The organism is Salinicola halophilus (genome assembly GCF_003206155.1).
GTDB classification, from domain to species: domain Bacteria; phylum Pseudomonadota; class Gammaproteobacteria; order Pseudomonadales; family Halomonadaceae; genus Salinicola; species Salinicola halophilus.
The window spans coordinates 908,410-932,814 of record NZ_PZJV01000001.1; the positions used below are offsets into that span (position 1 = coordinate 908,410).

Annotated in this window: 16 protein-coding genes; 6 read left to right on the forward strand and 10 right to left on the reverse strand. The window is 65.0% G+C overall.

Annotated elements, in window-relative coordinates; all coding sequences use genetic code 11:
- Positions 1–40 precede the first annotated feature (40 nt).
- The 5 genes from DOM33_RS04120 to DOM33_RS04140 form a co-directional block, all read right to left on the reverse strand.
- Positions 41–4,873 carry an NAD-glutamate dehydrogenase gene (locus tag DOM33_RS04120; RefSeq protein WP_110666058.1) on the reverse strand — a complete coding sequence of 1,611 codons (4,833 nt, stop codon included), beginning with the start codon at positions 4,871–4,873 and terminating at the stop codon, positions 41–43.
- A 217-nt stretch (positions 4,874–5,090) separates the two neighbouring features.
- Positions 5,091–6,215 (reverse strand): tRNA (uridine(54)-C5)-methyltransferase TrmA, encoded by a 1,125-nt coding sequence (gene trmA / locus DOM33_RS04125; RefSeq protein WP_110666060.1) that lies wholly within the window; start codon positions 6,213–6,215, stop codon positions 5,091–5,093.
- Position 6,216: 1 nt separating this feature from the next.
- Positions 6,217–7,089: a glutamate racemase gene (gene murI, locus DOM33_RS04130; RefSeq protein ID WP_110667509.1), complete on the reverse strand. Its 873-nt coding sequence runs from the start codon at positions 7,087–7,089 to the stop codon at positions 6,217–6,219.
- Positions 7,082–8,035, reverse strand: a complete 954-nt coding sequence (locus tag DOM33_RS04135) for a LysR family transcriptional regulator (RefSeq protein WP_110666062.1) — start codon at positions 8,033–8,035, stop codon at positions 7,082–7,084. Before DOM33_RS04135 ends, murI begins: the two co-directional genes overlap by 8 nt.
- Before the next feature lie 336 nt (positions 8,036–8,371).
- Positions 8,372–8,920, reverse strand: a complete 549-nt coding sequence (locus DOM33_RS04140) for a hemerythrin domain-containing protein (RefSeq protein WP_110667511.1) — start codon at positions 8,918–8,920, stop codon at positions 8,372–8,374.
- A gap of 294 nt (positions 8,921–9,214) precedes the next feature.
- Between DOM33_RS04140 and DOM33_RS04145 the strand changes: the two genes are divergently transcribed.
- Positions 9,215–10,549, forward strand: coding sequence for a replication-associated recombination protein A (locus DOM33_RS04145; protein ID WP_110666064.1), 1,335 nt, complete (start codon positions 9,215–9,217; stop codon positions 10,547–10,549).
- A gap of 103 nt (positions 10,550–10,652) precedes the next feature.
- Here DOM33_RS04145 and lolA read toward each other — a convergent pair whose 3' ends face one another.
- From lolA to DOM33_RS04165, 3 genes are all read right to left on the reverse strand, one after another.
- Positions 10,653–11,300: an outer membrane lipoprotein periplasmic chaperone LolA gene (gene lolA, locus DOM33_RS04150; protein ID WP_110667513.1), complete on the reverse strand. Its 648-nt coding sequence runs from the start codon at positions 11,298–11,300 to the stop codon at positions 10,653–10,655.
- Between the two features lie 131 nt (positions 11,301–11,431).
- Positions 11,432–15,601 (reverse strand): DNA translocase FtsK, encoded by a 4,170-nt coding sequence (locus DOM33_RS16410; RefSeq protein ID WP_275425791.1) that lies wholly within the window; start codon positions 15,599–15,601, stop codon positions 11,432–11,434.
- 211 nt (positions 15,602–15,812) lie between these two features.
- Complete coding sequence (locus DOM33_RS04165) at positions 15,813–17,834, reverse strand: methyl-accepting chemotaxis protein (RefSeq protein ID WP_110666066.1); 2,022 nt, start codon at positions 17,832–17,834, stop codon at positions 15,813–15,815.
- 159 nt (positions 17,835–17,993) lie between these two features.
- On the opposite strand from DOM33_RS04165, the gene aat reads away from it, so the two are divergent.
- The 3 genes from aat to infA all read left to right on the forward strand — a co-directional run bounded on the left by aat (position 17,994) and on the right by infA (position 19,916).
- Positions 17,994–18,683, forward strand: coding sequence for a leucyl/phenylalanyl-tRNA--protein transferase (gene aat, locus DOM33_RS04170; RefSeq protein WP_110666068.1), 690 nt, complete (start codon positions 17,994–17,996; stop codon positions 18,681–18,683).
- A gap of 119 nt (positions 18,684–18,802) precedes the next feature.
- Positions 18,803–19,525: an arginyltransferase gene (locus DOM33_RS04175; protein ID WP_110667518.1), complete on the forward strand. Its 723-nt coding sequence runs from the start codon at positions 18,803–18,805 to the stop codon at positions 19,523–19,525.
- Positions 19,526–19,697: 172 nt separating this feature from the next.
- The gene (infA, locus tag DOM33_RS04180) at positions 19,698–19,916 is read left to right on the forward strand and encodes a translation initiation factor IF-1 (RefSeq protein ID WP_013332816.1); all 219 of its coding nucleotides are present in this window, start codon (positions 19,698–19,700) and stop codon (positions 19,914–19,916) included.
- A 148-nt stretch (positions 19,917–20,064) separates the two neighbouring features.
- On the opposite strand, the gene clpA is transcribed toward infA, so the two are convergent.
- Complete coding sequence (gene clpA, locus DOM33_RS04185) at positions 20,065–22,332, reverse strand: ATP-dependent Clp protease ATP-binding subunit ClpA (RefSeq protein ID WP_110666070.1); 2,268 nt, start codon at positions 22,330–22,332, stop codon at positions 20,065–20,067.
- Positions 22,333–22,441: 109 nt separating this feature from the next.
- On the reverse strand, positions 22,442–22,771 hold the full coding sequence (clpS, locus tag DOM33_RS04190; RefSeq protein WP_110667520.1) for an ATP-dependent Clp protease adapter ClpS: 330 nt from the start codon (positions 22,769–22,771) through the stop codon (positions 22,442–22,444).
- 342 nt (positions 22,772–23,113) lie between these two features.
- Here clpS and DOM33_RS04195 point away from each other — a divergent pair, with 342 nt between their 5' ends.
- Together DOM33_RS04195 and DOM33_RS04200 are read left to right on the forward strand one after the other, a co-directional pair.
- Positions 23,114–23,710: a pseudouridine synthase gene (locus tag DOM33_RS04195; RefSeq protein WP_110666072.1), complete on the forward strand. Its 597-nt coding sequence runs from the start codon at positions 23,114–23,116 to the stop codon at positions 23,708–23,710.
- Positions 23,711–23,830: 120 nt separating this feature from the next.
- On the forward strand, positions 23,831–24,280 hold the full coding sequence (locus DOM33_RS04200; RefSeq protein WP_110666074.1) for an NUDIX domain-containing protein: 450 nt from the start codon (positions 23,831–23,833) through the stop codon (positions 24,278–24,280).
- The last annotated feature ends 125 nt before the right edge of the window (positions 24,281–24,405 follow it).

A 24,405-nucleotide genomic window follows, 5' to 3' on the forward strand; every position in this document is an offset into this window, starting at 1 on the left:
AGTGGACGAGGCACGCACGCCTCGCCCGGCTCGGGCAACCTTATCCGTCACTCTCGCTTTCGGCAAGATCGACCAGCTCCCGAATCGCCACCGCGGCCAGCGCGAAGCTGACCTGCGTGCCGGTGTTGATTTCGGCGAGCAGCGCGTTCCAGCGCTCGAACAGCGCCGCATGCTGCTGCTCCCAGCGCTCGACCCGTTTCTCCACGTCTCGCGGGGCCTCGGCCATGCCCAGCACCTTGACCGTCAACGCCAGCTGCTGGCGATCGAGATCGTCACGGAAGGTTTCCCGTGCCTGCGCCTGCCAGCCGTCCCGCACTTCGAGGCCGTTGAGCTGCTGCATCATCCACGGCAGATCGAGCCGTTCGCCCACGGTGTAGTACACCTCGGCGACACGCTGGAGCTTTTCATCGCTGGCGCGCGCCGCCTGGATGATCCCGAGGCCGGCATAAAGGCTGGGGGCCGCCGCCACGACCGCCGCGGTGGCCTGCGGCACGCCCGCCTCGACGAGCGCATCGCGTCGCTCGATCCAGGCGTCACGCTCGTCGCCCTGCAGACGGTTGCCGATATCCTCCTGGATCTGTGCCAGCTGCGGGGCGAACTGGTCGACGCACTCCTTGACGCTGAGCGAGCCGCGGTGACGCACGAACCAGCGGGTCGCCCGGCGCAGCAGCCGCATCAGATCGAGCATCATTCGGTACTGCACCTGGCTCTCGACCTTGTAGTCCAGCGCCTCGATACGCTCCCACAGCCGCTCCAGGCCGAAGCTGTCCCGAGCGATGACGTAGGCCTGAGCGATCTCCACGCGGCTGGCGCCGGTGGCGTCGCGCAGCTGGCGAATGAAGGTCACGCCCATGTGGTCGACCAGATTGTTGGCCAGCTGCGTTGCCACGATCTCCTGCTTGAGCCGGTGCTGGTAGAGATCCTGCGGATACCGCTCGGCAAGCGTTCCCGGGAATGCCCGGGTCACGTGCTGTTGCAGCTGCGGGTCGTCCGGGAGTTCGGCGGCGATGAGATCGCTCTTGAGCGTACTTTTGGCATACGAGATCAGCACGCAGAGCTCGGGCAGCGTCAGGCCGCCGTCGTTGTTGCTGCGCTCGATCAGCTGCTCGTCGCTGGGGAGGAACTCGAGTTCACGGTCGAGACTGCCGGCGGCCTCGAGCTCGTTGATGAAACGTCGGTACGGCCCCAGCCCTTCCTGGGACTGCAGTTCGGCGAGCGAGAGCGCCTGGGTCTGACGGTAGTTGTCACGCACCACGAGGTCGCCGACCTCGTCGGTCATTTCGCCGAGCAGCTCGTTGCGCTGCTTCTCGGTCATGTCACCGCGCTGGACGATGTCATCCAGCAGGATCTTGATGTTGACCTCGTGGTCGGAGCAGTTCACCCCGCCGGCATTGTCGATGAAGTCCGTATTCACGCGGACGCCACGGGCCGCGGCCTCCATTCGGCCGCGCTGTGTCAGGCCCAGGTTGCCGCCTTCGCCGACGACGCGGCACTTGAGCTCGCGACCATCGATGCGCAGTCCGTCGTTGGCCTTATCGCCGACATCGGCGTGGCTCTCGGTGGAGGCCTTGACGTAGGTGCCGATGCCGCCGTTCCAGAGCAGATCGAAGCGTGACTTGAGCATCGCGTTGATCAAATCGTTGGGCGCGAGCTTGTCCGCTTCGATGTCGAAGACTTCCTTCATCGCCGGCGAGATCGCGATCGACTTGGCGTTGCGATCGAAGATGCCGCCGCCTTCGGAGATCACGCTCTCGTCGTAGTCCGACCAGCTCGAGCGGGGCTGCTCGAACAGACGCTGGCGCTCGGTGAACGAGGCCGCCGCATCGGGGGTCGGATCGACGAAGATATGGCGGTGATTGAACGCCCCGAGCAGACGAATCTTGTCGGAGAGCAGCATGCCGTTGCCGAAGACGTCACCCGCCATATCGCCGACGCCCAGTGCCGTGAACTCGTCTTTCTGGGTATTGATGCCCATTTCGCGGAAGTGGCGCTTCACCGACTCCCAGGCACCGCGGGCGGTGATCGCCATGCCCTTGTGGTCATAGCCCTGCGCCCCGCCGGAGGCGAAGGCGTCGCGCAGCCAGAACCCGTACTCCAGCGAAATGGCGTTGGCGTAATCGGAGAAGGTCGCGGTGCCCTTGTCGGCGGCGACGACCAGATAGGGGTCGTCCGGGTCGTGACGAACCACCGCCGTCGGCGCGACCACGGTGGTGCCATCGAGATTGTCGCTGATGTCGAGCAGTCCGCGAATCAGAATGCGATAGCACTCGATGCCCTCGGCCTGGATCGCATCCCGATCCGCGTTCTCCGGCATGCGCTTGCAGATGAAACCGCCCTTCGCCCCCACCGGCACGATGACCGAGTTCTTCACCTGCTGGGCCTTCATCAATCCCAGGATCTCGGTGCGAAAATCCTCGTTGCGATCCGACCAGCGCAATCCGCCGCGGGCCACCTTGCCACCGCGCAGATGCACACCTTCCATGCGCGGCGAGTAGACGAACACCTCGAATATCGGCCGCGGCTTGGGCATGCCCGGCACCTTGCTGGGCTCGAGCTTGAACGAGATGTACGCCTTGGCGCCGCCGTCGGCCTGGGGTTGGAAGAAGTTGGTACGCACCGTCGCCTGGATCAGGTCGACGTAGCGGCGCAGCAGCAGGTCGTCGTTGAGGCTCGCGACCTGATCGAGCTGGCCGTTGACCGACTCGATGATGCGCTCGCAGGCGGCATCCCGGTCGCTTTCGCCGTCGGGGGTGAAGCGCTGTTCGAACAGCTCGGTCAGCCCGCGGGTGATGTCGGTGTAGGTGGCCAGCGTATTGGCGATATAGGCCTGCGAGAGACCGATGCGCAGCTGTTTGAGGTAGCGGGCATAGGCGCGCAGCACCGCGACCTGGCGCCAGTCGAGACCGGCGCCGATGATCAGCCGGTTGTAGGCGTCGTTTTCCGCATCACCGACCCAGATCCGGGTAAAGGCATCGATGAAGTTCTCGCGCATCTCGCCCAGATCGACCTCTTCGACCCCGCGATACTCGAAGGTGAAGTCGTGGATCCAGTACGCTTGCTCGGCGGTAGCGATGCGATACGGCCGTTCGCTGATCACCCGCAGCCCCAGATTCTCCAGCACCGGCAGCATGTCGGAGAGCGGGATGGGCGTGTCGAGATGATAGAGCTTGAGATTGACGCTGCCCGCCGCACGCTCGGCCATGTGGTAAAGGCTGACGCCGATCGGCGCGCCCTCGTCCAGCGCCTGCAGGTAGCGGATATCGTTCGCGCCGGTGCGCGCCGAGAAGTCATCGCGATAGCCGCCGGGAAAGGCGTCGCGGAAGACCTGCAGCTGTCGGTTCCCCGCCTCCTCGCCCAGCGCCTCGATCAGCGCGCCGTGAAGATCCTCGCGCCAGTTGCGCGTCAGCCCGATGACCTTCTTCTCCAGCGCACGGCGATCGAACTCCACCGGCGCCTCGCCCTTGAAGCGCAGCGTGAACTGGATTCGCGCCAGCACCGACTCCGACAGGTACGGGTTGAAGTCGGCGAAGTTGGCGTCGAGCTCCTGGCACAGCAAGTTCTGAATGCGCAGGCGCAGGTCGGTGGAGAAGATGTCCCGCGGTACGAACACGAGACAGGAGTAGAACTGTCCGGCGTGATCGGTACGCACGAACAGCCGCACGCGACGACGTTCTCGGATGTTGAGAATGCCGAACGCCGTCTCGGCCAGCTCCTCGGTCGTGCTCTGGAACAGATCGTCGCGGGGATGCACCTCGAGAATCTGCAGCAACAGCTTGCCGTTATGGCCCTTGGGGTTGACGCCGGCAATGTCGATCACGGCTTCGACCTTGCGTCGAAGCACCGGCACGCTGCGCGGCGATTCGTTGTAGACCAGCGAGGTGAAGAGTCCGAAGAAACGCCACTCGCCGACCGCACGGCCCTGGGCGTCGTAGCGCACCACGGCGATGTGATCGGGATAAGTGGGCCGGTGCACCCGCGAATGCCAGGCGCTCTTGGCGAAACGCAGCAGCGCCGGCTGAGTATCGGCGGTCTCGCCAGCCTCGAACGGTACGGCCTCGGCGTAGCGCGGCTCGTCGAGCTTGAGCACGCCGAGTTCACTCCCCTCGACGACCTCGCGGCGGACGTCGCTGCCCTCGCCGACGAACCGGCTTTCCACGTAGCCCAGATAAGTGAAGTGCTCGTCGAGCAGCCACTCCAGAAAGGCAACGGTCTCGTCCTGATCGGCAGCCGAGACGCCTTGCGTCACCTGCTCGCGCAGCTCGCCGATGACGCCCCGCATGCGCTCGCACATCGGTTCGAAGTCGGTCACGGCAGTGCGCACGTCACGCAGGACGTCGTGCAGGTTCTGCTCCAGGTCGGCGAGCATGGCCTGATCGGTATGGCGATCGACCTCGATGAGGATGATCGACTCTCGCGACTCGGGCGCGTCGCTGGCGCGGATGCCGGTAATGCGTTCGACATGATGGCGGGCGTCCCGCGCCACCGCGAGCACCGCATTGTGGATGGCATGCAGCGTCAGCCCGCGCCGGTTGAGCTCCATGCGCACAGAGTCGACCAGAAACGGCATGTCCTCGTGAAGGACCGCCACGACGGTGTGCGGCGACTGCCAGCCGTGCTCTTCGAAATTGGGGTTGAAGATGCGCACCTTGGCATCGGTGGGATCGAAGGTGCGCATAAAGTGCCAGGCTGCCAACGTCGCACCGTAGACATCCTCGAGCTGTCGCTCCGCGGCCTCCTCGAATGGCGCCGTCGCGTAGAGATCCTCCGCGAACGCCGTGATGCGGTTGACCTTCTCCTCGGGCAGTCGCTGAGCCAGCTTTTCCCGCAGCTGCTCAAGAAACTCCGTTTTTCCCTCGATCGCGACATGTTGCATCTATCACCTCGGCTGACACCGGCCGTCATCGTGGCGGCCACCAGATTATTGGCGAGTCGGCGCTCGACAGACACTTAATGCCCTCGGGTCGCGACTCGCATGCGCGAAGATTACGCCAGCGCCGACAAGCGCCCCATTCAACTAATGGCTTCGTCATGACACATGTCGGTTGCGCATCGCCCGGGGCGTCGTTCGGCCCAGGCAATGATTGACAACGTCAGCGCGAGTGCCGGCGTTCCAGCAGCACCCCGCACTCACAGTGGTCGGTCCAGGGGAACTGGTCAAACAGCGCCATGCGTGTAATGCGATGCGTCTCGTCGAGCTGGGCCAGATTGACCGCCAGCGACGCCGGATTGCAGGAAATATAGACGATGCGTTCGTACTGTTTCAGCGGCTCGCAGCTCTCGCGATCGAGCCCCGCTCTCGGCGGGTCCACCAGCACCGTCGAGAACTCGCACTCGTCGAGCGCCATTGCCGCAACGCGGCGACCGGTTTTCTCTCCCGCCAACGCCTGGGTGAACTCCTCGGCGGACATTCGTGCCACGTGCACGTTATCCAGCCCGTTGGCCTCGACGTTGGCCTGTGCCGAAGCGACCGAGGTGCGCGAGATTTCGGTGGCAACGACCCGCCGGAAATTCTCGGCGAGCGCCACGGTGAAGTTGCCGTTGCCGCAGTAGAGCTCGACCAGATCGCCGTGGCTTTCGCGGGTCGCGTCCCGCGCCCACTCGAGCATCGACCGGCAGATCTCGGCATTGGGCTGAGTGAAGCTGTTCTCGACCTGCTGATAGACGAACTCGCGACCGTCGACCTCCAGCCGTTCCCAGACGTGATCGCGGGAAAGCACCAGGCGCTGCTTGCGGGAGCGACCGATCAGCGAGACGCCGAGCGACGCCTGCAGCTCGCAAGCTCGGGCCTCCCACGCCTCGTCCAGCGGCTTGTGGTAGATCAGCGTCACCAGCGCCTCCCCGCTCAGCGTGGTCAGGAATTCGACCTGAAAGAGCTTGTGGCGCATCAGCGGCTCGTCGCGAATGGCGTCGAGCAGCGCCGGCATCAGCGCGTTGATTCGCTCACTGGCGACGGGAAACGTCTCGAGTCGCACGATGCGCTGGGCGACCTTGCCGCGATGACGCGGTTTGTCATGGTCGGGCTCGAACATGGCATAGAAAAGGTCGTCGCCCTCGTGCCAGAGGCGAAACTCGGCACGCATGCGATAGTGCTCGGCAGGCGAGGCGAAGACTTCGAGCGCGGGCGGCTCGAAGGCCGCGAACTGTGCTTCGATCCGCTGACGCTTGGCCTCGAGCTGGGCCGGATAGCGCGACGCCTCGATAGTGGTGATGACCACACTATTCTCCTTGAGAAAACGGTAATACAGGTACGGACGATGCGTTCGACGGCGTCGACGGTGAGCCTGTCGGCACCGGAGCGAGCGCAAGGCGTTCGGGGGCGCCGAGGCCGAAGCGGCCCAGCGCCGTCGCGAGTCCCGGGGCGTCCGGTCGAGTCGCGAAGCTCCTGGCGAGTTTGCGGTCCCGCGGCGTGATCGAAGACGGTTCGACGGTCGCGCCGAGAATCGTCGCGAGACGCTGAGCGATGGCGGCACCGGAGTCGATCCAGCGGACCCCGACCGGCAGCACGGCGGCCAGCGCCTCGCGAAGCAGCGGAAAATGGGTGCAGCCGAGCACCACGGCATCGAGCTCGATCGCCGCCGACAGCGGCGCCAGCGCTTCGATCAGCACCTCGTGACGTGCCTTTTCCCCCGCCAGACGACGCTCGGCCTCCAGTACCAGGGCATCCGCCGCCACCCGCATGACGCGACAGTCGCCGGCGAAATCGACGATCAGCCGATCGAGGTAGCCACGCTTGAGTGTCGCGCTGGTGGCGAGCAGTCCGATGCAGCGCGAGCGACTCAGTGCGGCCGCTGTCTTGACCGCCGGTACGGTACCGATGACAGGGATCGACAACGCCTCGCGCAGCGCCTCGAGCGCCAGCGTGCTCGCCGTGTTGCAAGCGACCACCAGCGCGCGCGGGCGAACGCGCTCGCAGGCGGCGAGACAGACCGCCACGATGCGCGCGGTTAGCCAGGCATCCGGCTTGGTACCGTAGGGCAGTGCCGCGTTGTCGCAGACGTAATCGAGCGACAGATGCGCCTGGCGGCGACGGATCTCGGCGTAGACCGAAAGCCCGCCGACGCCGGAGTCGAAGACGAGGGCGTCAGTCATGCCGCTCTTCCGGCCGAACGGGGGCATCGATGACCGACTCTCGAGGCGGGGATACGCCCCCGCGACCGTCGAAATACGCGAGCAGCGAGTCGATCAGCGCCCGGAGCCGAGCGGGCATGTAGGCACGCTCGGCGTAGAGCAGATGCACTTCCAGTGGTGGCAGTTCGAAGGGTTCGAGCACCCGCACCAGACGCCTCGCCGCTACTTCGGGCTCCCCCAGGAACTCGGGCTTTCGAGTGAGTCCCATGCCGAGCACCGCCGCTTCGATCAGCGCGCCTCCATTGTTACAGGACAACGTGATGGGTAGACGCAGGCGCTCGACCCGGCCGTCGATGAGAAATCCCCAGTGCGAGCCCTGGGGCGAGAGCGTATAGGTGAGGCAGCGATGCTGCTTGAGTTCGAACGGGTGCCGCGGCGTGCCGTGTCGGCGCAGGTAGTCGGGCGAGGCGTAGACGTGGACCGGCATCTGCATCAAGGGACGCGCGATCAGGTTCGAGTCCTTGCGCTCGCCGATACGCACCACCAGATCGAAATCCTCCGCCTGTGGGTCGACGTGTCTGTCCTCGAGTACGAGATCGAGCGTCACCGCCGGATGGGCCTGTTCGAACGCCTGCAGCGCCCCCATCAGTGCCCGGACGCCAAAATCCAGCGGCGCGGAGAGACGCAGTCGCCCGCGGATCTCGCCGCGACGCTCGCCGAGCCCCGCTTCGAGTTCCTGCCACTCATCCAACAGCCGCCCGCCGGCGGCGAGAAAGTGCTCGCCTTCCGCCGTGAGCTGGAGCCGCCGCGTGGTTCGCACCAGCAGGCGCACGCCCAAGGTCTGCTCGAGCCGCGCGATCTGCTTGCTGACCATGGCGTTGGAGACCCCCAGTCGCCGTGCGCCCGCGGCAAGGCTGCCCGCCTCCACCACCGTGCGGAAAATCTGCATTGCCTGCAGCCGATCCATGCTCTCTCCTCGCGCTGATCGGCGCCATTCTACGCAAAGGGCCGCGATCGCGCAGAGGCGATCGCTGACTGCCCGGCGCATCGCTTGAACGCCCCCGGGAGCCATTCCTGGGTAAAGCGAAAGCCAACCCTGGACACGGCGAATGTCTCGCGCCTGGCGGCACGTCGTCGCGTAGACGACGGCAACGAGAGCGAACTTTGGCGAGAGGGAGCTCAGCCGAGAAGGCGTTCTGGCGAGACAGAATCCGGGCGAGAAAGAATCCGAACGAGAAAGAGTGCGGGCGGGAGAGAAACGTCGGCGAAAGCGAGCCCTTGGAGGCGCCGTCGCCGACGACCGTCAGGAGGCCAGCGGCGAGGGGGCGTCGCGAAACTCCGTGTAGAGCTCAGGATAGGCTTCCTGGAGTCGCGCCAGCTCCGCTTCGGCATGATCCGGCAGTTCACTGGCGAGCTTCGCCAGCGCGGCTTCGTCGAAGTGCTCGCGAATCAGGGGAAAGAGCTCCTCGCGTTCGGCCCGCAGGTAGGCGCGGTGCGATTCGAGGTAGCGTTTGAGATCGTCGGCGAACTTGTCCATCGGCATGACACCATCCATCAAGATCATGTCGATGTCCTGGGAGAGACGCATGAGCTGCTCGTGGAGATGCTGGTAGTCCTGGGTCAGGCGTTCACTCAGTGCCTCGGCCTGCGGCACCTTGCTGGCGAGCTGCTCGCTGCAGATCCGCTCGAGCGGCACCGTGAACCCGTTCATGTAATCGAGGATGTAGTCCACGACTTCCCGAATCAGGCGGAAGTTCGGGCGCTCGCCGTCGGACAGCGTCTTGTGCTTCAACTGAAGCACGTGCAGCAGGCGTGCCATGTTGGCATGATCCTGGCGCAGTTGGGTGAGCATGGGCATGGGATTCTCCTGTCCGTGCAGTGGCGATGCCAGCGGGCATCGTCGCGGGGTTCGCGCAGGGCGCGACAGCTACCTCCACCCCTTGGCCTAGTCTAGTCGGTGCCGCGCGACTGGGAAGTGCTTCCCGTCGACGCCTGCGACACCTGACACGCATTGGGCGCGCCTCGGGTCAGCCGCTAGAATTTCATACCCTAGCGGTTTTTTCGCCAAACGCTCTACGGCTAATGTCTGATTCGCTGTAGCGAAATGTACCCGCTTCACCGCCGACTGCCCGCCTGGAAGATATTCATGGATCTTTTCGCCGCACCCTCGAACGATACCGCCCCGCTCGCCTTTCGCATGCGTCCGCGACGGCTCGACGACTATATCGGCCAGCAGGCGCTGGTCGGCCCCGACAAGCCGCTGCGGCGCATGGCCGAGACCGCCAGCGTCCGCTCGATGATCCTCTGGGGGCCGCCGGGCGTTGGCAAGACCACACTTGCCGAGATTCTCGCCGCGACCTCCGGGGCGCGACTCGAGCAGCTCTCGGCGGTGATGGCCGGGGTCAAGGAGATCCGCGCGGTGGTCGAACGCGCTCGCGAAGCGCACTCTCGCGAACGCCAGACGCTGCTTTTCCTCGACGAGATCCATCGCCTCAACAAGAGCCAGCAGGACGCTCTGCTGCCCCACGTCGAGTCCGGGCTGCTCACGCTGATCGGCGCGACGACCGAAAACCCCTCGTTCGAGGTCAACTCGGCCCTGCTCTCGCGGGCGCGGGTCTACGTGCTGAAATCCCTCGACGAAGCGGAACTGATCACCGTGCTGGAGCGGGCGCTGAGCGACGAGGCCAACGGTCTCGGCAAGCGCCGCATTCATGCCAGTGCCGAGGCGCTCTCGACGCTCGCCCGGGCCGCCTCGGGTGACGCCCGTCGGGCACTGGGACTGCTGGAGACCGCGTGCGACTTCGCCGTCGTCGAGGGTGACGGCGAGCGGCTGGAGCAAGACGCCGTGGCCGAGGTGATCGGCCATCAGGGGGCGGCTTTCGACAAGCAGGGAGAGCACTACTACGACCTGCTTTCTGCCATTCACAAGTCGATTCGCTCATCGCGAACCGATGCCGCGCTGCTCTACATCGCGCAGTTCGTCAGCGGCGGTGGCGATCCGCTGGACGTCGTTCGACGCCTGGCCGCGATCGCCTCCGAGGACGTCGGCAACGCCGACCCGCGAGCGCTGCCGCTGGTGATCGCCGCCTGGGACGCCTACCTGCGCCTCGGCGACTACGAAGGTCAGCGCGCCATCGCCCACGCCGCGATCCATCTCGCAACCGCCCCCAAGAGCAACCGTATCGATCAGGCCTGGAGCCAGGCCAAGGCGTTCGTGGCCGCACACCCCGACCTCGAAGTGCCGGTCTATCTGCGAAATGCCCCCACCAAACTCATGGCGTCGCTCGGCTATGGCGAAGGCTACCGCTACGCCCACGCCGAACCCGAGGGCTACCCCGCCGGCAGTCGTCACGACTGCTGGCCCGCCGACCTTCCCAAGGCCGCTTTCTTCGAACCGAGCGAATTCGGCCAGGAGAAGCGCTTTCGCGAGATCAAGGCGTGGCGTGACGAGCTGGACCGCCGGGCCGACGACGCGAGCTGATCTTCTTCCCGTCAAAAACCCATCGGCCCAAATCCAAACGCCCGACCCCGCCATCAAGACGGGGTCGGGCGAATCAGGCTGCGTGGCACCAATGCGAGGGGGCTTACGGCCTGGCGGGGGACTGCTCGCGAATCACGTCGGCACCTTCGGGAATCTCGAACTCGAACTGCGCGGGATCGATCGTCACGTTGGTTTCGGCGTTGTCGAAGTCGATCGCCGTACGCTGGCCGGTGCTGTCGGTCATCTGCAGCGTATCAAGAGACTCGCTGAAGAAAGTGAGCTTCAACTGCTCGAACAGCGTGTCGTTGGCCCTCGGCGCGAGGGTGAACGTTTCGCTGGCGCCCTGCTGCTGGCGCGAGACGTCGTAGTTCTGGGCGAGCTCGGAAGCGCTGCCCGAGAGCAGCAGCGCCGGCGTGTGGGTGACGCGCTCGTCGAGGGGCTGGATGGTGACCTGCTCGAGATCGGGGTCGTACAGCGTCACATCATCACCGTCGGACACGACCAGCTGACGATAGGGCTCGTTGACCTCCCAGCGAAAATGCCCCGGCCGCGAGAGCCACATGTGGCCGCTGGTGTCCTGCAGGCTCGAGCCGGAGGCATCGAGAATCTGCTGCTCGAAGTCCGCCGAATAGCTCTCCAGCGGCTCCAGCAGATGGGTCAAGCGGTCCACGGAGGCCTGATCCGCCTGCGCCGCGGAGGCGACAGCCAAAGGGGCGAGCGCGATGGCGCCGAGCGTTGCGAGTTTTTTCATCATCCGCCTGTCTCTTCCTTGTGGTGATCCCGTGCGTGAAAGCTGTCTCGCCAATACCTGGCGCATGACGTCTTCGACCTTGGACAGCAAAACGGCCACCGGGTTTACCCCGACGGCCGTTGCAATCGCGCTCAATTGCCGACAGGCGGTGGCGCCAGCACCTCGCGGGAGCCGTTGTTGCCCATCGACGAGACGACGCCAGCCTGCTCCATCGCCTCGACCAGTCGGGCCGCGCGGTTGTAGCCGATCTTGAAGCGTCGCTGCACCGCGGAAATCGAAGCCCGACGCGATTCGGTAACGAACTGAACCGCCTCGTCGTAGAGCGCATCCTGCTCGGCGTCGTCGCCATCGCCGCCGCCCTCGGCTTCCAGCCCCGCCAGCGCGTCCGCGGAGACGCCACCCGAGAGGATCTCCTCGATGTACTCGGGCTCGCCGCGACGCTTCCAGTCCTCGACGATGCGATGCACCTCATCGTCGTCGACGAAAGCGCCATGCACGCGCTGCGGCATGCCCTCGCCCGAGGGCAGGTAGAGCATGTCGCCATGGCCCAGCAGGTTCTCCGCGCCGCCCTGATCGAGAATGGTCCGGGAATCGATCTTCGAGGAGACCTGGAAGGCCATCCGTGTCGGGATGTTGGCCTTGATCAGGCCGGTGACGACGTCGACCGAGGGGCGCTGGGTCGCAAGAATCAGATGAATCCCCGCGGCGCGCGCCTTCTGGGCCAGTCGTGCGATCAGCTCCTCGACCTTCTTGCCGACGATCATGAACATGTCGGCGAACTCGTCGATCACCACCACGATGTAGGGCAGCTTGGTCAGCGTCGGCGGCTGCTCGTGCATCTCCCAGGGCTGCGGCTCCCACAGCGGGTCCTGCACCTGGGCACCGTGTCGCTCGGCTTCCTCGAGCTTGGCGTTGAAGCCGGCGAGATTACGCACCCCCATCGCCGCCATCAGCTTGTAGCGCCGCTCCATCTCCGCGACGCACCAGCGCAGCGCGTTGGCCGCCTCTTTCATGTCGGTGACGACCGGTGCCAGCAGATGCGGGATGCCGTCGTAAACCGACAGCTCGAGCATTTTCGGGTCGACCATGATCATGCGCACTTCGTCGGGCGTCGCCTTGAGCAGCATCGACACCAGCATCGTGTTGATGCCCACCGACTTGCCCGAGCCGGTGGTGCCCGCCACCAGCAGGTGCGGCATCTTGTTGAGATTCGCCACCACCGGCTTGCCGCCGATGTCCTGCCCCAGCGCCAGGGTGACCGGAGATTCGGCGTCCTGATAGACGCTGGACTCGAGGACCTGACGGATGCGGATCATCGCTCGATTGGGATTGGGAATCTCGATGCCGACCGTCGGCTTGCCGGGAATGATCTCGACCACGCGCACGCTCTTGACCATCAGCGAGCGCGCCAGATCCTTCGCCAGGTTGCTGATCTTGGAGACCTTCACGCCGGCCGCGGGCTTGATCTCGAAGCGTGTGATGACCGGGCCTGGCCAGGTGTCGACGACTTCCGCCTTCACCCCGTATTCGCGCAGGCGCATCTCCAGCAGCTCTGCCATGTCGGAGAGCTGTTCCGGGGTGTAGTTGGGCTGTTCGGGGTCGGCCGGCGTCGTCAGGCGCACGGAGGGTAGCTCACCGCTGGGTTCCGGCATGTCGTCCATCACCGGACGCTGGCTCTGCAGGTGCTCGACGGTCCAGAGCGTCGGCTGGTCTTCGACGGCGGCGCGAGCCTGCGCCGCGCTTGCCACCGAGGGCGACGGCGCCTCCGGCGGCTCGACACGAGGCGCGAGCTCGGCATCGCTCGGGCGTTCGGGCAGGGGTGCCGGCTCGACGAATTCGCGACTCGACATCGCCTGCCGGCCATCGTCGGCCACGGTCGGCTCGGTGTGAGGCGGCTCGACACCGGGTGCATCCGGCTCGGGTTCGCTGAACCGGGGAGCGGGGGCGACCTCGTCCCGCGGCTTTACCGTCTCACGCTCGTCGCGATCGTCGATCATCGGCTCGGGCGCCTGGGGCGCTGCCCTATCGCCGAACGAGGGTTCGCGATCACCGATTGAGGGTTCGCGATCACCGATTGAGGATTCGCGATCAGCGGCCGGGAGATCGTGATCGGGGTCTGCGGATGCCGCCGCATCGAATGACGTCTCGGACTGCCCGAGCATCGGTTCGCGACGCGCGGCCGGCGACGAACGACGCTCGCCTTCATCGGCGTCGCTCAGCAGCGGCTCGCGCCGTGACGCTGCCACCGCCCCGGTGCCGGCAGCCGCGGCCGTGGGCGATACAGGCCGGGTCGGCTCGACGATTTCGGCATCGTCCCAGCGAATGACGGGCGGATGATCCGCCGACGAATCTTCCGCTTCCGGCCGAGCCGAGCTCGCCGTCATCGCAGTGTCGTCGGCCGTGTCGGGTCGAGGGGCGACCGATGAAGCCGGCGAGTCGTACTCACGTCGCGGGGCGTCCCGTTCACCCTCGTCATAGCCGGGAGGCACCGGCTGCCAATCGGCACGAGGCTCGCGCCGCGGGGCCCTGCCAGCGAAGGTTTCGTCCGCGGACGCGTCTGTCACGGATTCGGTCTCCCCCAAGAAAGGCTCGGCCCGGGACGATCGACGCTCCGCTTCGAAGGGCGCCTGGTCGTGCGGCGCGCCGTGCCGCCCGCTAGAGGCAGTCTGGCCAGCAGCATGCTCCGACGCCTGATGCTCAAAAGCCTGGCGCTCGAGCGCATCACGTTCGCCACCCCCATGCACGGCACCATCCTGCTCGACGTCGTCTCGGTCGGCGCGGATCTGCCAGGGCGCCATCGTCTCGGGCGCCCTGTTTTCGGCATGTAGCGACGTATCAGCAGTCTTGCTCTCGTCAGCGGCAGCGACACCCGACGCCTGGAACGCATCCGGAATGCGCCGGCGCGTGACGTCCGCGCGAAAGGCATCACGCTCGTGCGCGTCGGGTTCGTGCATGTCGGGTTCAGGCACGCCGAGTTCGGGATCACTCGGCTGGACGACACCCGGCTGGAACGGCGCCGTATCACGCACCGCTTCCCGCGGTGGCGATTGCGGCTCGCCCCGATCGGCGGGATGCCGCTCGGCGACCGGCGCCGGTTCCGGATGAAAAGGCCTCGGCGGCTCGACGGTATCGCGAGACGGCGAAGCGTCGGCCGGGTCGCGAGACGTCAGGGGCTGGGCCGCATCGTTTGCCGTTGGGAGATCGACGGCATCGCGGGACACCGGTGTTTCGTCGGCGTCGTTCGATGTTGGATCGGAGAAACCGCCCAGCGTCGGTTCGCGGGCTTCATCGCGCCGCTGACGGCTGGCGTAGGACGCCTCTGGACGTTTGGCGGATGGCGTCCGCGCCGGTTCATCCCAGGGTATGTCCGTGCGATGGTCATGGCGCCAGGCCGAAGTCTCTTCAGCGGTGTCGTCCTCACTAGCGTCGAGACCCGGCTCGCGACGCGGCGCTTGGGTATCCCACTGTTCGAGATCGGGCGCCCGGTTCCACGGCAGGAAGCGTGACCACCAGCGGGAACGGTGGGTGGCAGTGACCGCCTCATCGGTACCCGAGTCATCATCGATCTCTTCGTCGACGCCAGTCGCGTCGACAGCACTGGCCTCGCGCTCGGCGCGGCGTTGATCCCGCGCATCGCGCTGGGAGGAGAGCGTGTCGCGAGACCAGCGGAAAAGCCGGTTCATCGAGCGGCCGAGCTCATCCATCACGGTAAGCCAGGACATCCCGGTGAAGAGCGTGAAGCCCGACATGAAAGCGGCGATGGCGATCAAGGTCGCCCCGCGAACGCCCACCAGTCCACTCAGCGCGCCGGCTATGCCTTTACCTAGAATGCCGCCGGCCTGATTGGGTAGATCGCTGGCCGGATTGTAGAAATGCAGATCGCCGAGGGTGGTGGTGCTCATCAGCAGCAGCACGAGTCCCCCGGAGTGAACGGCAAGCGCTACCGGATCCCAGGCGATCTGTACCTGATGCTGACGCATGATCCGCCAGGCGCCGAGACCGAACATCCCCGGCCACCACAGGGCGCTCGCCCCGAAGAGAGAATAGAGGACATCGGATAGCCAGGCCCCGATTCGCCCCATCCAGTTGGAGACGGATTGATCGGGCCCGCTGTGGGACCAGCCGGGGTCGACCGGGCTGTAGCTGAACAGCGCCAGCAACAGGAAAACGCAGACGGCGAGCAGCGCGATGACGACGCCCTCGCGGGTGACACCCTGCAGACGCATGACGACACGTCGCGCCTGCTCCTTGGCCTGTACGGACGAACGACGGCTCTTCTTGGCCGGACTCTTGGCACTCAAACGGTCAACCCCCTCGGCCCGCTCGGGCGTGGTGTAGCCCAATCGACTGCCGTGAACCGATGGCTTTCCATTCCACCCGCTGACGACAATCAACGCCTGGCCCGCCGATGGCGAGCCAGCCTCTTCGACCCGCCATCATACCGGGGGCCGCGCCGACATCACAGGGGGCATGACGGCCCTACCGGCGCGGGCCGAGTGTCGCTTGTCGGCGTCAGGCGGGGGTGAGTCGCTCGGGCCGTCGCGCGGTCGATTCCGGCGCCGCTAGGGACGCCGGCTCTTGGCCGGCAACGCCACCCGTTCGCAGGCGAAATACGGCAACGGTCTGCCCCAACTGTCGCGTCTGCTCGTCGAGGCGCTGCATCGCCTGACTCGACTGGCGCACCAGCGCGGCGTTGCTCTGAGTGGTTTCGTCGATCTGGGAGACGGCGACATTGATCTGCTCGATGCCGTGGGACTGCTCTTCGGAGGCGAGACGGATCTCCGAGAGCAGCGTGCTGATCCCCTGCACCTGCGAAACGATTTCACCGACCCGTTCTCCTGCTTCGGCGGCCCGCAGATTGCCGTTTTCCACTTCGGTCGTCGTGCGCGCGACCAGGCCTTTTATCTCCTGCGCGGAGGCGGCGCACCGCTCGGCGAGATTGCGCACCTCATGGGCGACCACGGCGAAACCGCGGCCCTGCTCCCCGGCTCGAGCCGCCTCGACCGAGGCATTCAAAGCCAGCAGATTGGTCTGAAAGGCGATGCCATCGATCACACCCACGACGTCCGCAATCTTCTTGGCCATGTCGTCGATACGCCCCATTGCCTCGACGGTAGCATCGACGGTCGAGCGGGCATCGCCTGCCGCCTGCGCAGTCTGGCTGGCCTGGGCATCGCTCTGCCGTGCCCGCTCGGCGTTCTGGCGTACGGTAGCATTGAGCTGCTCGGTGCTCGCGGCGGTCTCCTCGAGACTGGCCGCCTGCGATTCGGTGCGCTGCGCGAGATCGGCATTGCCGGCACTCAGTTCGCGAGCGTGGACTTCGGTCTCGCCGATTACGGATCGCACCTGTTGAACGATCCGTTCGAGCCCGTCGCCCACCCCGTTCATCGCCAGCATCAGCTGGCCGATCTCGTCACGGCGTCGCGTGTCGACGCGCTGGGACAGGTCTCCCTCCGAGAGCGCGGTGGCGAGCCCCAGCGCACGGTTCATCGGCCGCGTCACCATGCGCCGGAACAGCCCGTAGATCAGCACAGCCAGCAGGATTGCCAGGCCTACTGCCGCCAGCAGGAAGTGATTTCGCGTGGCCATGACCGCCGCCTCGGTCTCGTCACGAGAGACGGCGCCGGCGATGACCCACTGCCAATTCGGATAGCGGGAAAACGCCACCAGACGATGATCGCCGTCCGCGGCGATATATTCGACCCTGCCGTCGTCACTGGCGAATAGCGGGGCGAAATCGTTGGCCGTCTCACCCTCGAGCAGGTTCTCGCCTTCGTATGGCCCCCCCGCCAGCACATAACCGCGATCATCGTCCGCCGCCTTGACGAGCATGGTGTAGCCGCGCGCGCCGATGCCCATGTCGCGTATGCGGTCCTGGACCTGCGCCATCTCGTCGTCGACGTTGACGCCGACGAAAAGCGCGCCGACGACGGCGCCGTCGGCATCGGTGATCGGACGATACTTGGTGATGTAGGCGCCGCCGAAGAGACGGGCCAGACCAACGAAGGACTCCTGTTTGGCGAGGGCGGCATAGCTTCGCGACCCGCGATCGAGCAGGGTACCCATCGCCCGCTCGCCCTGTTCATTCTTCAACGATGTGGAGATGCGGACGAAATCGTCGCCGTCGCGGGCGAAGACCGTCGCCACGGTGTCGGTCTGCGCGGTGAAGCGGTCGAGCTTGTAGGTATTGTCGTTGAGCACTTCCAGACCGTCTCGCAGCCTGGGCGTCTCGCGCCCCGCTACGGAGACTCGCTCGTTCGGGTCGAGCTCGAAGCGCCCGGAGTAAAGATCGCTCAAGAGACGCTCGTAGCGGTCGGCCTGCTGACCCAGGCTGTAGTCGAACAGCGAGATCATGTCGTGAATCGCGGCCTGCTGCGTCTGCAGTTCGTGTTCGGTCGCGCGGTGGAGCTGTGTCGCACTCGACTGCGCCATGACCATGGCCAGACCGAAAAGCACGATAAGCTGCAGAACACCGACCACTACCGCCAGTTTGGTACCAATGCCGGCACTCTTCAGGCGCTCCCCGATTCCCATGACGCAATTCCTCGAAAGATAGAGCGCGCTCTATCGGCATCCCCTGTCGGAACTTGAGCACGCCAACCCCGACCTTACCCGCCCGGGTACGCCTTGGCCCCGGACATCCTGGGGAGTGGCTTGTTAAGCTAATCGTTTATTTCGCCACCGGATGACCGAATGCTGCCCTGGCTTGATCCGCAACCGATCCGTTTTCCGCCCGTCGAATCCGCACTGGACGAGCCGAACGGCCTGCTCGCCGCAGGCGGCGGGCTAAGCCCGGAATGGCTATTGAGCGCCTATCGGCGAGGTATCTTTCCGTGGTATGCCGAGGACCAGCCGATTCTCTGGTGGTCCCCCGACCCGCGTATGGTGCTCTTCCCGGCTGAGATTCGCATACGCCGGAGCCTGGCCAAGCGGCTTCGCAACGCTGGCTTTAGCGTGACTTTCGACCGAGCATTCGACAGTGTGATCGGCGCCTGCGCGGCCGCTCGCGACGACGACGGCACCTGGATCGACGACGCCATGCATGAAGCCTACTGTCGTCTGCATGAACTGGGGCATGCGCACAGCGTCGAAGTCTGGGAAGGCGAGTCGCTCGTGGGCGGCCTCTACGGGCTTTCGCTGGGCGGAGTGTTCTTCGGCGAGTCGATGTTCAGCCGGCGCCCCGACGCGTCGAAGATCGCGCTCGTCCACCTGGCACGACACCTCGAGACCCACGACTACACGATGATCGACTGTCAGATGCATACCCCGCATCTGGCGAGTCTCGGCGCGCGTGACATCGCCCGGGAAACGTTCATCGACTATCTTGAACGCAGTGTGGATCGAGTCCATCCGGCCCCGATCTGGCCGAGGGAGACGCCGTGAGCCGCGACGATACGCAAGGCGGTGACGCTCACCGCGATACGCCGGACGATTCGCCGTCTTCGCGCCCTGACGTTGACGGCGGGCATGACGCGCCGGATCGAGCGCACCGACAAGACCCCGTGCATGACCTGCGCTTCTTTCTGACCGTTCCGCACCCCTGCAGCTATTTGCCGGGACGGGAGGCGACCACGCTATTTTTGGACCCGCAAACTCGCCCTACCGCCGACATCTATGACGCGTTGACGCTCCTCGGGTTTCGGCGTAGCGGCAGCAATCTCTACCGACCGCACTGCGACGAGTGCCGCGCCTGCATTTCGGTGCGCATCCCGGTGCGCGACTTTGCGCCCACGAGAACGCAGCGCAAGCTCATCAACCGTAATGCGGATCTCGAAGTCAGCGTCCGGCCCGCCGAGTTCCGCGACGAGCACTACGCGCTGTATGCGCGCTACATTGCGCAGCGGCACACCGACGGCGACATGTACCCTCCCAGTCAGGATCAGTACCGCCAGTTTCTGGCCCGCCCCCGCTCATTCGCCAGTCTGATCGAATTTCGGCTCGGCGAGCATTTGATGGCGGTGGCGGCAACGGACTGGCTGGGGCATGGCCTTTCCGCCATCTACACCTTCTTCGATCCCGACCCGATTTTCGAGCGACGCTCGTTGGGCGTCTTTGCCGTTCTCAAGCAGATCGAGCTCGCCAGGGCGCGAAACCTCCCCCACGTCTATCTCGGCTATTGGATACAGCAGTGTCAGAAGATGCGTTACAAACAGGCGTATCAGCCGCTCGAGTATCTCGACGGCGGTCGTTGGCAACGATTGATCCCCGTCCACGCATCGGCGTGATTCGCGACGCGTTTTTGCCTTCCGCGACGAGATAGCCCATAATATCGCGCACTTCAGGGGTCCTAGCCGGGCTCGCTCACCAGTGACCGTGGATGGCATCGGCGCCGTTCGCGGCAGACTGCGTTGAATGCCGGCCTTGGCCCACACCCAAACTCGAAGAGGGATCGCCTATATGGCACGAGAAGATCATATCGAAATGGAGGGCGTGGTCGTCGACACGCTGCCTAACACCATGTTCCGCGTCGAGCTGGAAAACGGCCACGTCGTGACCGCCCACATCTCCGGCAAGATGCGCAAGAACTACATCCGTATTCTGACCGGCGACAAGGTCAAGGTCGAGCTCACGCCCTACGACCTGTCGAAAGGCCGTATCGTCTACCGCTCTCGCTGAGCCCGCCAAGCCCGATCCCGCCCGACTTCTAGCGTTCACGCCGTCCGGCACCGATCGCTTCGCCCCCGGCCAGAATCGAAAACGCCTCGCCATNNATGGCGAGGCGTTTTGGTTGGCGGCCGAGTCTCGCGAAACGGCCCGATTGCTGTCAGGCCACTTCTGCCGCTTCGGTTTCCAGCTGCAGCTCGTCGTTCTCGACTCTGACGTGAACGATGCCGCCATTGTCGGCCAGCTCGCCGAAGAGAATCATCTCCGCCATCGGCTTTTTGAGCTTCTCCTGAATCACGCGGGCCATAGGTCGCGCCCCCATTTCCGGATCGTAGCCCTTCTCGGCCAACCAGGCGCGAGCCTCTTCGTCTACGTCCAGCTGTACCCGCTTCTCATCGAGCTGCGCCTGCAGTTCGACCAGGAACTTGTCGACCACGTTGCGCACGATGGAGGGTTCGAGACCGTGGAACTGGATGATGCCGTCCAGCCGGTTGCGAAATTCCGGCGTGAAGGTCCGACGAATGACTTCCATGCCGTCGGTGGAGTGATCCTGCGTCTGGAAGCCGATGGATCGACGCGAGATCTGCTCGGCCCCGGCGTTGGACGTCATGATCAAGATCACGTGGCGGAAATCCGCCTCGCGCCCATTGTTGTCGGTCAGACGGCCATGATCCATCACCTGCAGCAGCAGGTTGAAGACCTCCGGATGCGCCTTTTCGATTTCATCGAGCAGAAGAACGCAATGCGGCTGCTTGTTGATCGCCTCCGTCAGCAGCCCGCCCTGATCGTAGCCGACGTAGCCCGGAGGCGCGCCGATCAGACGCGAGACGGTATGACGCTCCATGTACTCGGACATGTCGAAGCGAACCAGTTCGATCCCCATCAGATGCGAGAGCTGGCGTGCGACCTCGGTCTTGCCCACGCCGGTCGGACCGGAGAAGAGAAAACTCCCCACCGGCTTGTCCGGCGACTTGAGACCGGCTCGAGAGAGCTTGATCGCGGCCGACAGGCTGGTGATGGCCTCGTCCTGGCCGAAGACCAGCATCTTGAGGTCGCGTTCGAGGTTGGAGAGCAGCTTGCGATCCGAGCTCGAGACGCTCTTCGGCGGAATCCGTGCGATGGAGGCGACCACGGCTTCCACTTGATCGGTATCGATCGTCGAGATGCGCGCCTCCGGCGGCAGCAGTCGCTGATGAGCACCGGCTTCGTCGATGACGTCGATGGCCTTGTCCGGCAAATGACGGTCGTTGATGTAGCGATCGGCGAGCCGCGCGGCACTCTCCAGCGCACTGTCGGTGTACTTCAACTGATGATGCTCTTCGAAACGGCCGCGCAGCCCCTTGAGGATGCGGATGGTGTCCTCGACGGTCGGCTCGGGCACGTCGACTTTCTGGAACCGGCGGGCCAGCGCCCGATCCTTTTCGAAAATGCCGCGGAACTCCTGGAATGTCGTCGAGCCAATGCAGCGAAGCTCACCCGAGGAGAGCAGCGGCTTGAGCAGGTTGGACGCATCCATCACCCCGCCGGATGCCGCGCCGGCACCGATCACGGTATGAATCTCGTCGATGAAGAGCACCGAGTTCTCCTGCTTGCGCAGCTCCGCCAGCAGCCCCTTGAGTCGCTTCTCGAAGTCGCCGCGATACTTGGTGCCCGCGAGCAGCGCACCCATGTCGAGGGAGTAGACCACCGCATCGGCGATAACGTCGGGGACGTCCTCTTCGACGATGCGCTTGGCAAGCCCTTCGGCGATGGCGGTCTTGCCGACCCCCGCCTCGCCCACCAGCAGCGGATTGTTCTTGCGACGCCGCGCGAGAATCTGCACGACGCGCTCGAGCTCGTGATCGCGCCCGATCAGCGGGTCGATCTTGCCGAGCCTCGCCTGCTCGTTGAGGTTGGTGGCGTAGTTGGTCAGCGGACTCTGGCCGTTTTCGCCGCCGCCCTCTTCGCTCTCCTCGGCGTCCTGCGAAGGCTGCTGGGCTTGACCATGACCGGCGACCTTGGAGATCCCATGAGCGATATAGTTGACCGCATCGACGCGCGCAACGCTCTGCTGTTTGAGGAAATAGACCGCCTGACTCTCCTGCTCGGAGAAAATTGCGACCAGTACGTTGGCACCGGTCACTTCGCTCTTGCCGGAGGACTGAACGTGGAAGACGGCCCGCTGCAGCACGCGCTGGAAACCCAGCGTAGGCTGGGTCTCGCGATCTTCGTGATCGTCGGGAATCAGCGGTGTCGTGGAATTGATGAAGTCCTGCAGGTCGGCGCGCAGCTTGTCCAGATTCGCACCGCAGGCGTTGAGCACGTCGGCTGCCGAGGCGTTGTCGAGAAGCGCCAGCAGCAGATGCTCCACGGTCATGAACTCGTGTCGCTTGGAGCGCGCCACGGTGAAGGCCGTGTTCAGGGTGAGTTCAAGTTCTTTACTCAACATGGCAGTCCCCTTTTAGCCTTTGAAGGCGTCGGTCGGCACTTTCACAATCGGGCACAATCTTAGGATTGGCAACCCCGGCGCGCGGAGCGCGTCCGGCCCAATCGTCGCATTATTCGGCGGCATCCACGTCGCACATCAGGGGATGCTCGCACTCTTTGGCATATTCGTTGACGAGATGGCACTTCGTTTCCGCCACGTCCCGGGTGAAGATCCCGCACGTGGCCTTGCCTTGGGTATGAACCGCCAGCATGATCTGCACGGCCTTCTCACTATCCATGGCGAAGAACTCCTGGAGCACTTCGACGACGAATTCCATCGGGGTGTAGTCGTCGTTGTAGAGCACGACCTTGTACATCGGCGGCGGCGCCAGCTGGGGGTCCGCCGCCTGCTCGGCAACGTCACCCTGCTCGTCGTGTCCCGGTTCGGGCGGGCGCGTCATGCCCTGTCGCGTCATCTCGGTGGTGATACCGGACGACACGGTGGTTACGATTTCAGACATAGGGGATGAGTTCCTGGATACATCGACGCGAACACATCGATTGACTCGGACCTGCCGACAAACGAGGTCGCGGTGACCGTGGGCTATTCGCTTATCCCGAAGATGCGGTCGGGGTGATCGCTATGCAAGCCTCGGTTAAAAATAGTTCGGCATAGGCGTTTCGCCAATGCCGATACCATTTTACTCTCTCGCGCCACGACCCGCTCCCCCGTCGGCGCGCACGCGGCACCTCTTCACCGTCTGCTTCGACTTACGCCTTCGCCCAACCCCCGGATGCATGCCATGAGCCGGATTTACCTTCTTCACAAACCGTACCGGGTACTTTGTCAGTTCACCGACCCCCGGGGGCGCCGGACGCTCGCCGACTATCTCGATATCCCTGACGTCTATGCCGCTGGCCGACTCGACTATGACTCCGAGGGCCTGCTGCTGCTCACCGACGACGGCGCCTTGATCCACCGCATCAGCGATCCGCGCCACAAACTGGCCAAGACTTACTGGGTACAGGTCGAAGGCGAACCCGATGCTACGGCGATGCGCGCGCTACGGGATGGCGTGACGCTCAACGACGGCCCTACGGCACCGGCGAAGGTACGCCGTCTGGAAGGACCGGAACCGACGCCCCGCGACCCGCCCGTGCGTCACCGCGAGACCATACCCACCACTTGGCTCGAGATCGAACTGCGCGAGGGGCGCAACCGCCAGGTCCGCCGCATGACCGCCCACATCGGCCACCCCACGCTTCGCCTGATTCGCGCCGCTATCGGCCCGTGGACGCTGAGCTCGCTCGCCTCCGGCGCCTGGCGATCGGAGACGCTGAATGCGCCCAAAGCGCCCGCCAAGCCCAAGCACGCCGCTTCACGGCGTCGCAGACGTTAGCGGGTCAGCGCCGCTTCACCGCCTGCCGAAGCCGGCGCAAGGGCGTATGATCGCAAGCTTCGCCGGTGGTACAAGCCGAGATTCGGCTACGCCGCTGGCCCGTTTCAGGAGAGAGATGTCATGGACCGCTGGACGCCTCGCGTGACCGTTGCCGTCGTTATCGAACGCGCCGGTCGCTATCTCATGGTGGAAGAGGATCGCGGCGGGCCGTTCAGCCTGTTCAATCAGCCGGCCGGCCACCTGGAGCGCGGCGAGCGACTCACCGCCGCCGCCGAGCGCGAGACCCGCGAAGAGGCTGCCTGGCAGGTCGCGATCACCGATTACCTCGGGCTTTACGTTCACCGCACGCCGGAGGGAATCGTCTTTCACAGCCATGGCTTCATCGGTCTGGCGCTCGCGCACCTGGGCAACCCTCTGGATAGCGGCATACGCGCTGCGCACTGGCTGACCTTCGATGAGATCGACGATCTCGACCGCATGGACCGCTTGCGCAGCGCCGTCGTCATGCAACGCCTGCGCGATGCTCGCGACGGCCATCACTACCCGCTCGACGTGATCCGCGAACGCTGAACCCGAGGCTCACGTATCGGCGATACGGCTCGGACTCGATGCGGCCACGGCGTTTCGGCTATAATCGCCGGTCATTTATCCAGGCAGTTCGCGCCCGTGGGTATTCCACCATGGCCGGCGCATCT

Excerpts from the sequence above, each read along its gene's own strand:
- DOM33_RS04165 (WP_110666066.1), bottom strand. The coding sequence starts at position 17,834 with ATGGGAATCGGGGAGCGCCTGAAGAGTGCCGGCATTGGTACCAAACTG.
- clpS (WP_110667520.1), bottom strand. The coding sequence starts at position 22,771 with ATGACGCGCCCGCCCGAACCGGGACACGACGAGCAGGGTGACGTTGCC.
- murI (WP_110667509.1), bottom strand. The coding sequence starts at position 7,089 with ATGACTGACGCCCTCGTCTTCGACTCCGGCGTCGGCGGGCTTTCGGTC.
- lolA (WP_110667513.1), bottom strand. The coding sequence starts at position 11,300 with ATGAAAAAACTCGCAACGCTCGGCGCCATCGCGCTCGCCCCTTTGGCT.
- clpA (WP_110666070.1), bottom strand. The coding sequence starts at position 22,332 with ATGTTGAGTAAAGAACTTGAACTCACCCTGAACACGGCCTTCACCGTG.
- DOM33_RS04135 (WP_110666062.1), bottom strand. The coding sequence starts at position 8,035 with ATGGATCGGCTGCAGGCAATGCAGATTTTCCGCACGGTGGTGGAGGCG.
- DOM33_RS04145 (WP_110666064.1), top strand. The coding sequence starts at position 9,215 with ATGGATCTTTTCGCCGCACCCTCGAACGATACCGCCCCGCTCGCCTTT.
- DOM33_RS04195 (WP_110666072.1), top strand. The coding sequence starts at position 23,114 with ATGAGCCGGATTTACCTTCTTCACAAACCGTACCGGGTACTTTGTCAG.
- DOM33_RS04140 (WP_110667511.1), bottom strand. The coding sequence starts at position 8,920 with ATGCTCACCCAACTGCGCCAGGATCATGCCAACATGGCACGCCTGCTG.
- DOM33_RS04120 (WP_110666058.1), bottom strand. The coding sequence starts at position 4,873 with ATGCAACATGTCGCGATCGAGGGAAAAACGGAGTTTCTTGAGCAGCTG.
- aat (WP_110666068.1), top strand. The coding sequence starts at position 17,994 with ATGCTGCCCTGGCTTGATCCGCAACCGATCCGTTTTCCGCCCGTCGAA.
- DOM33_RS04200 (WP_110666074.1), top strand. The coding sequence starts at position 23,831 with ATGGACCGCTGGACGCCTCGCGTGACCGTTGCCGTCGTTATCGAACGC.
- infA (WP_013332816.1), top strand. The coding sequence starts at position 19,698 with ATGGCACGAGAAGATCATATCGAAATGGAGGGCGTGGTCGTCGACACG.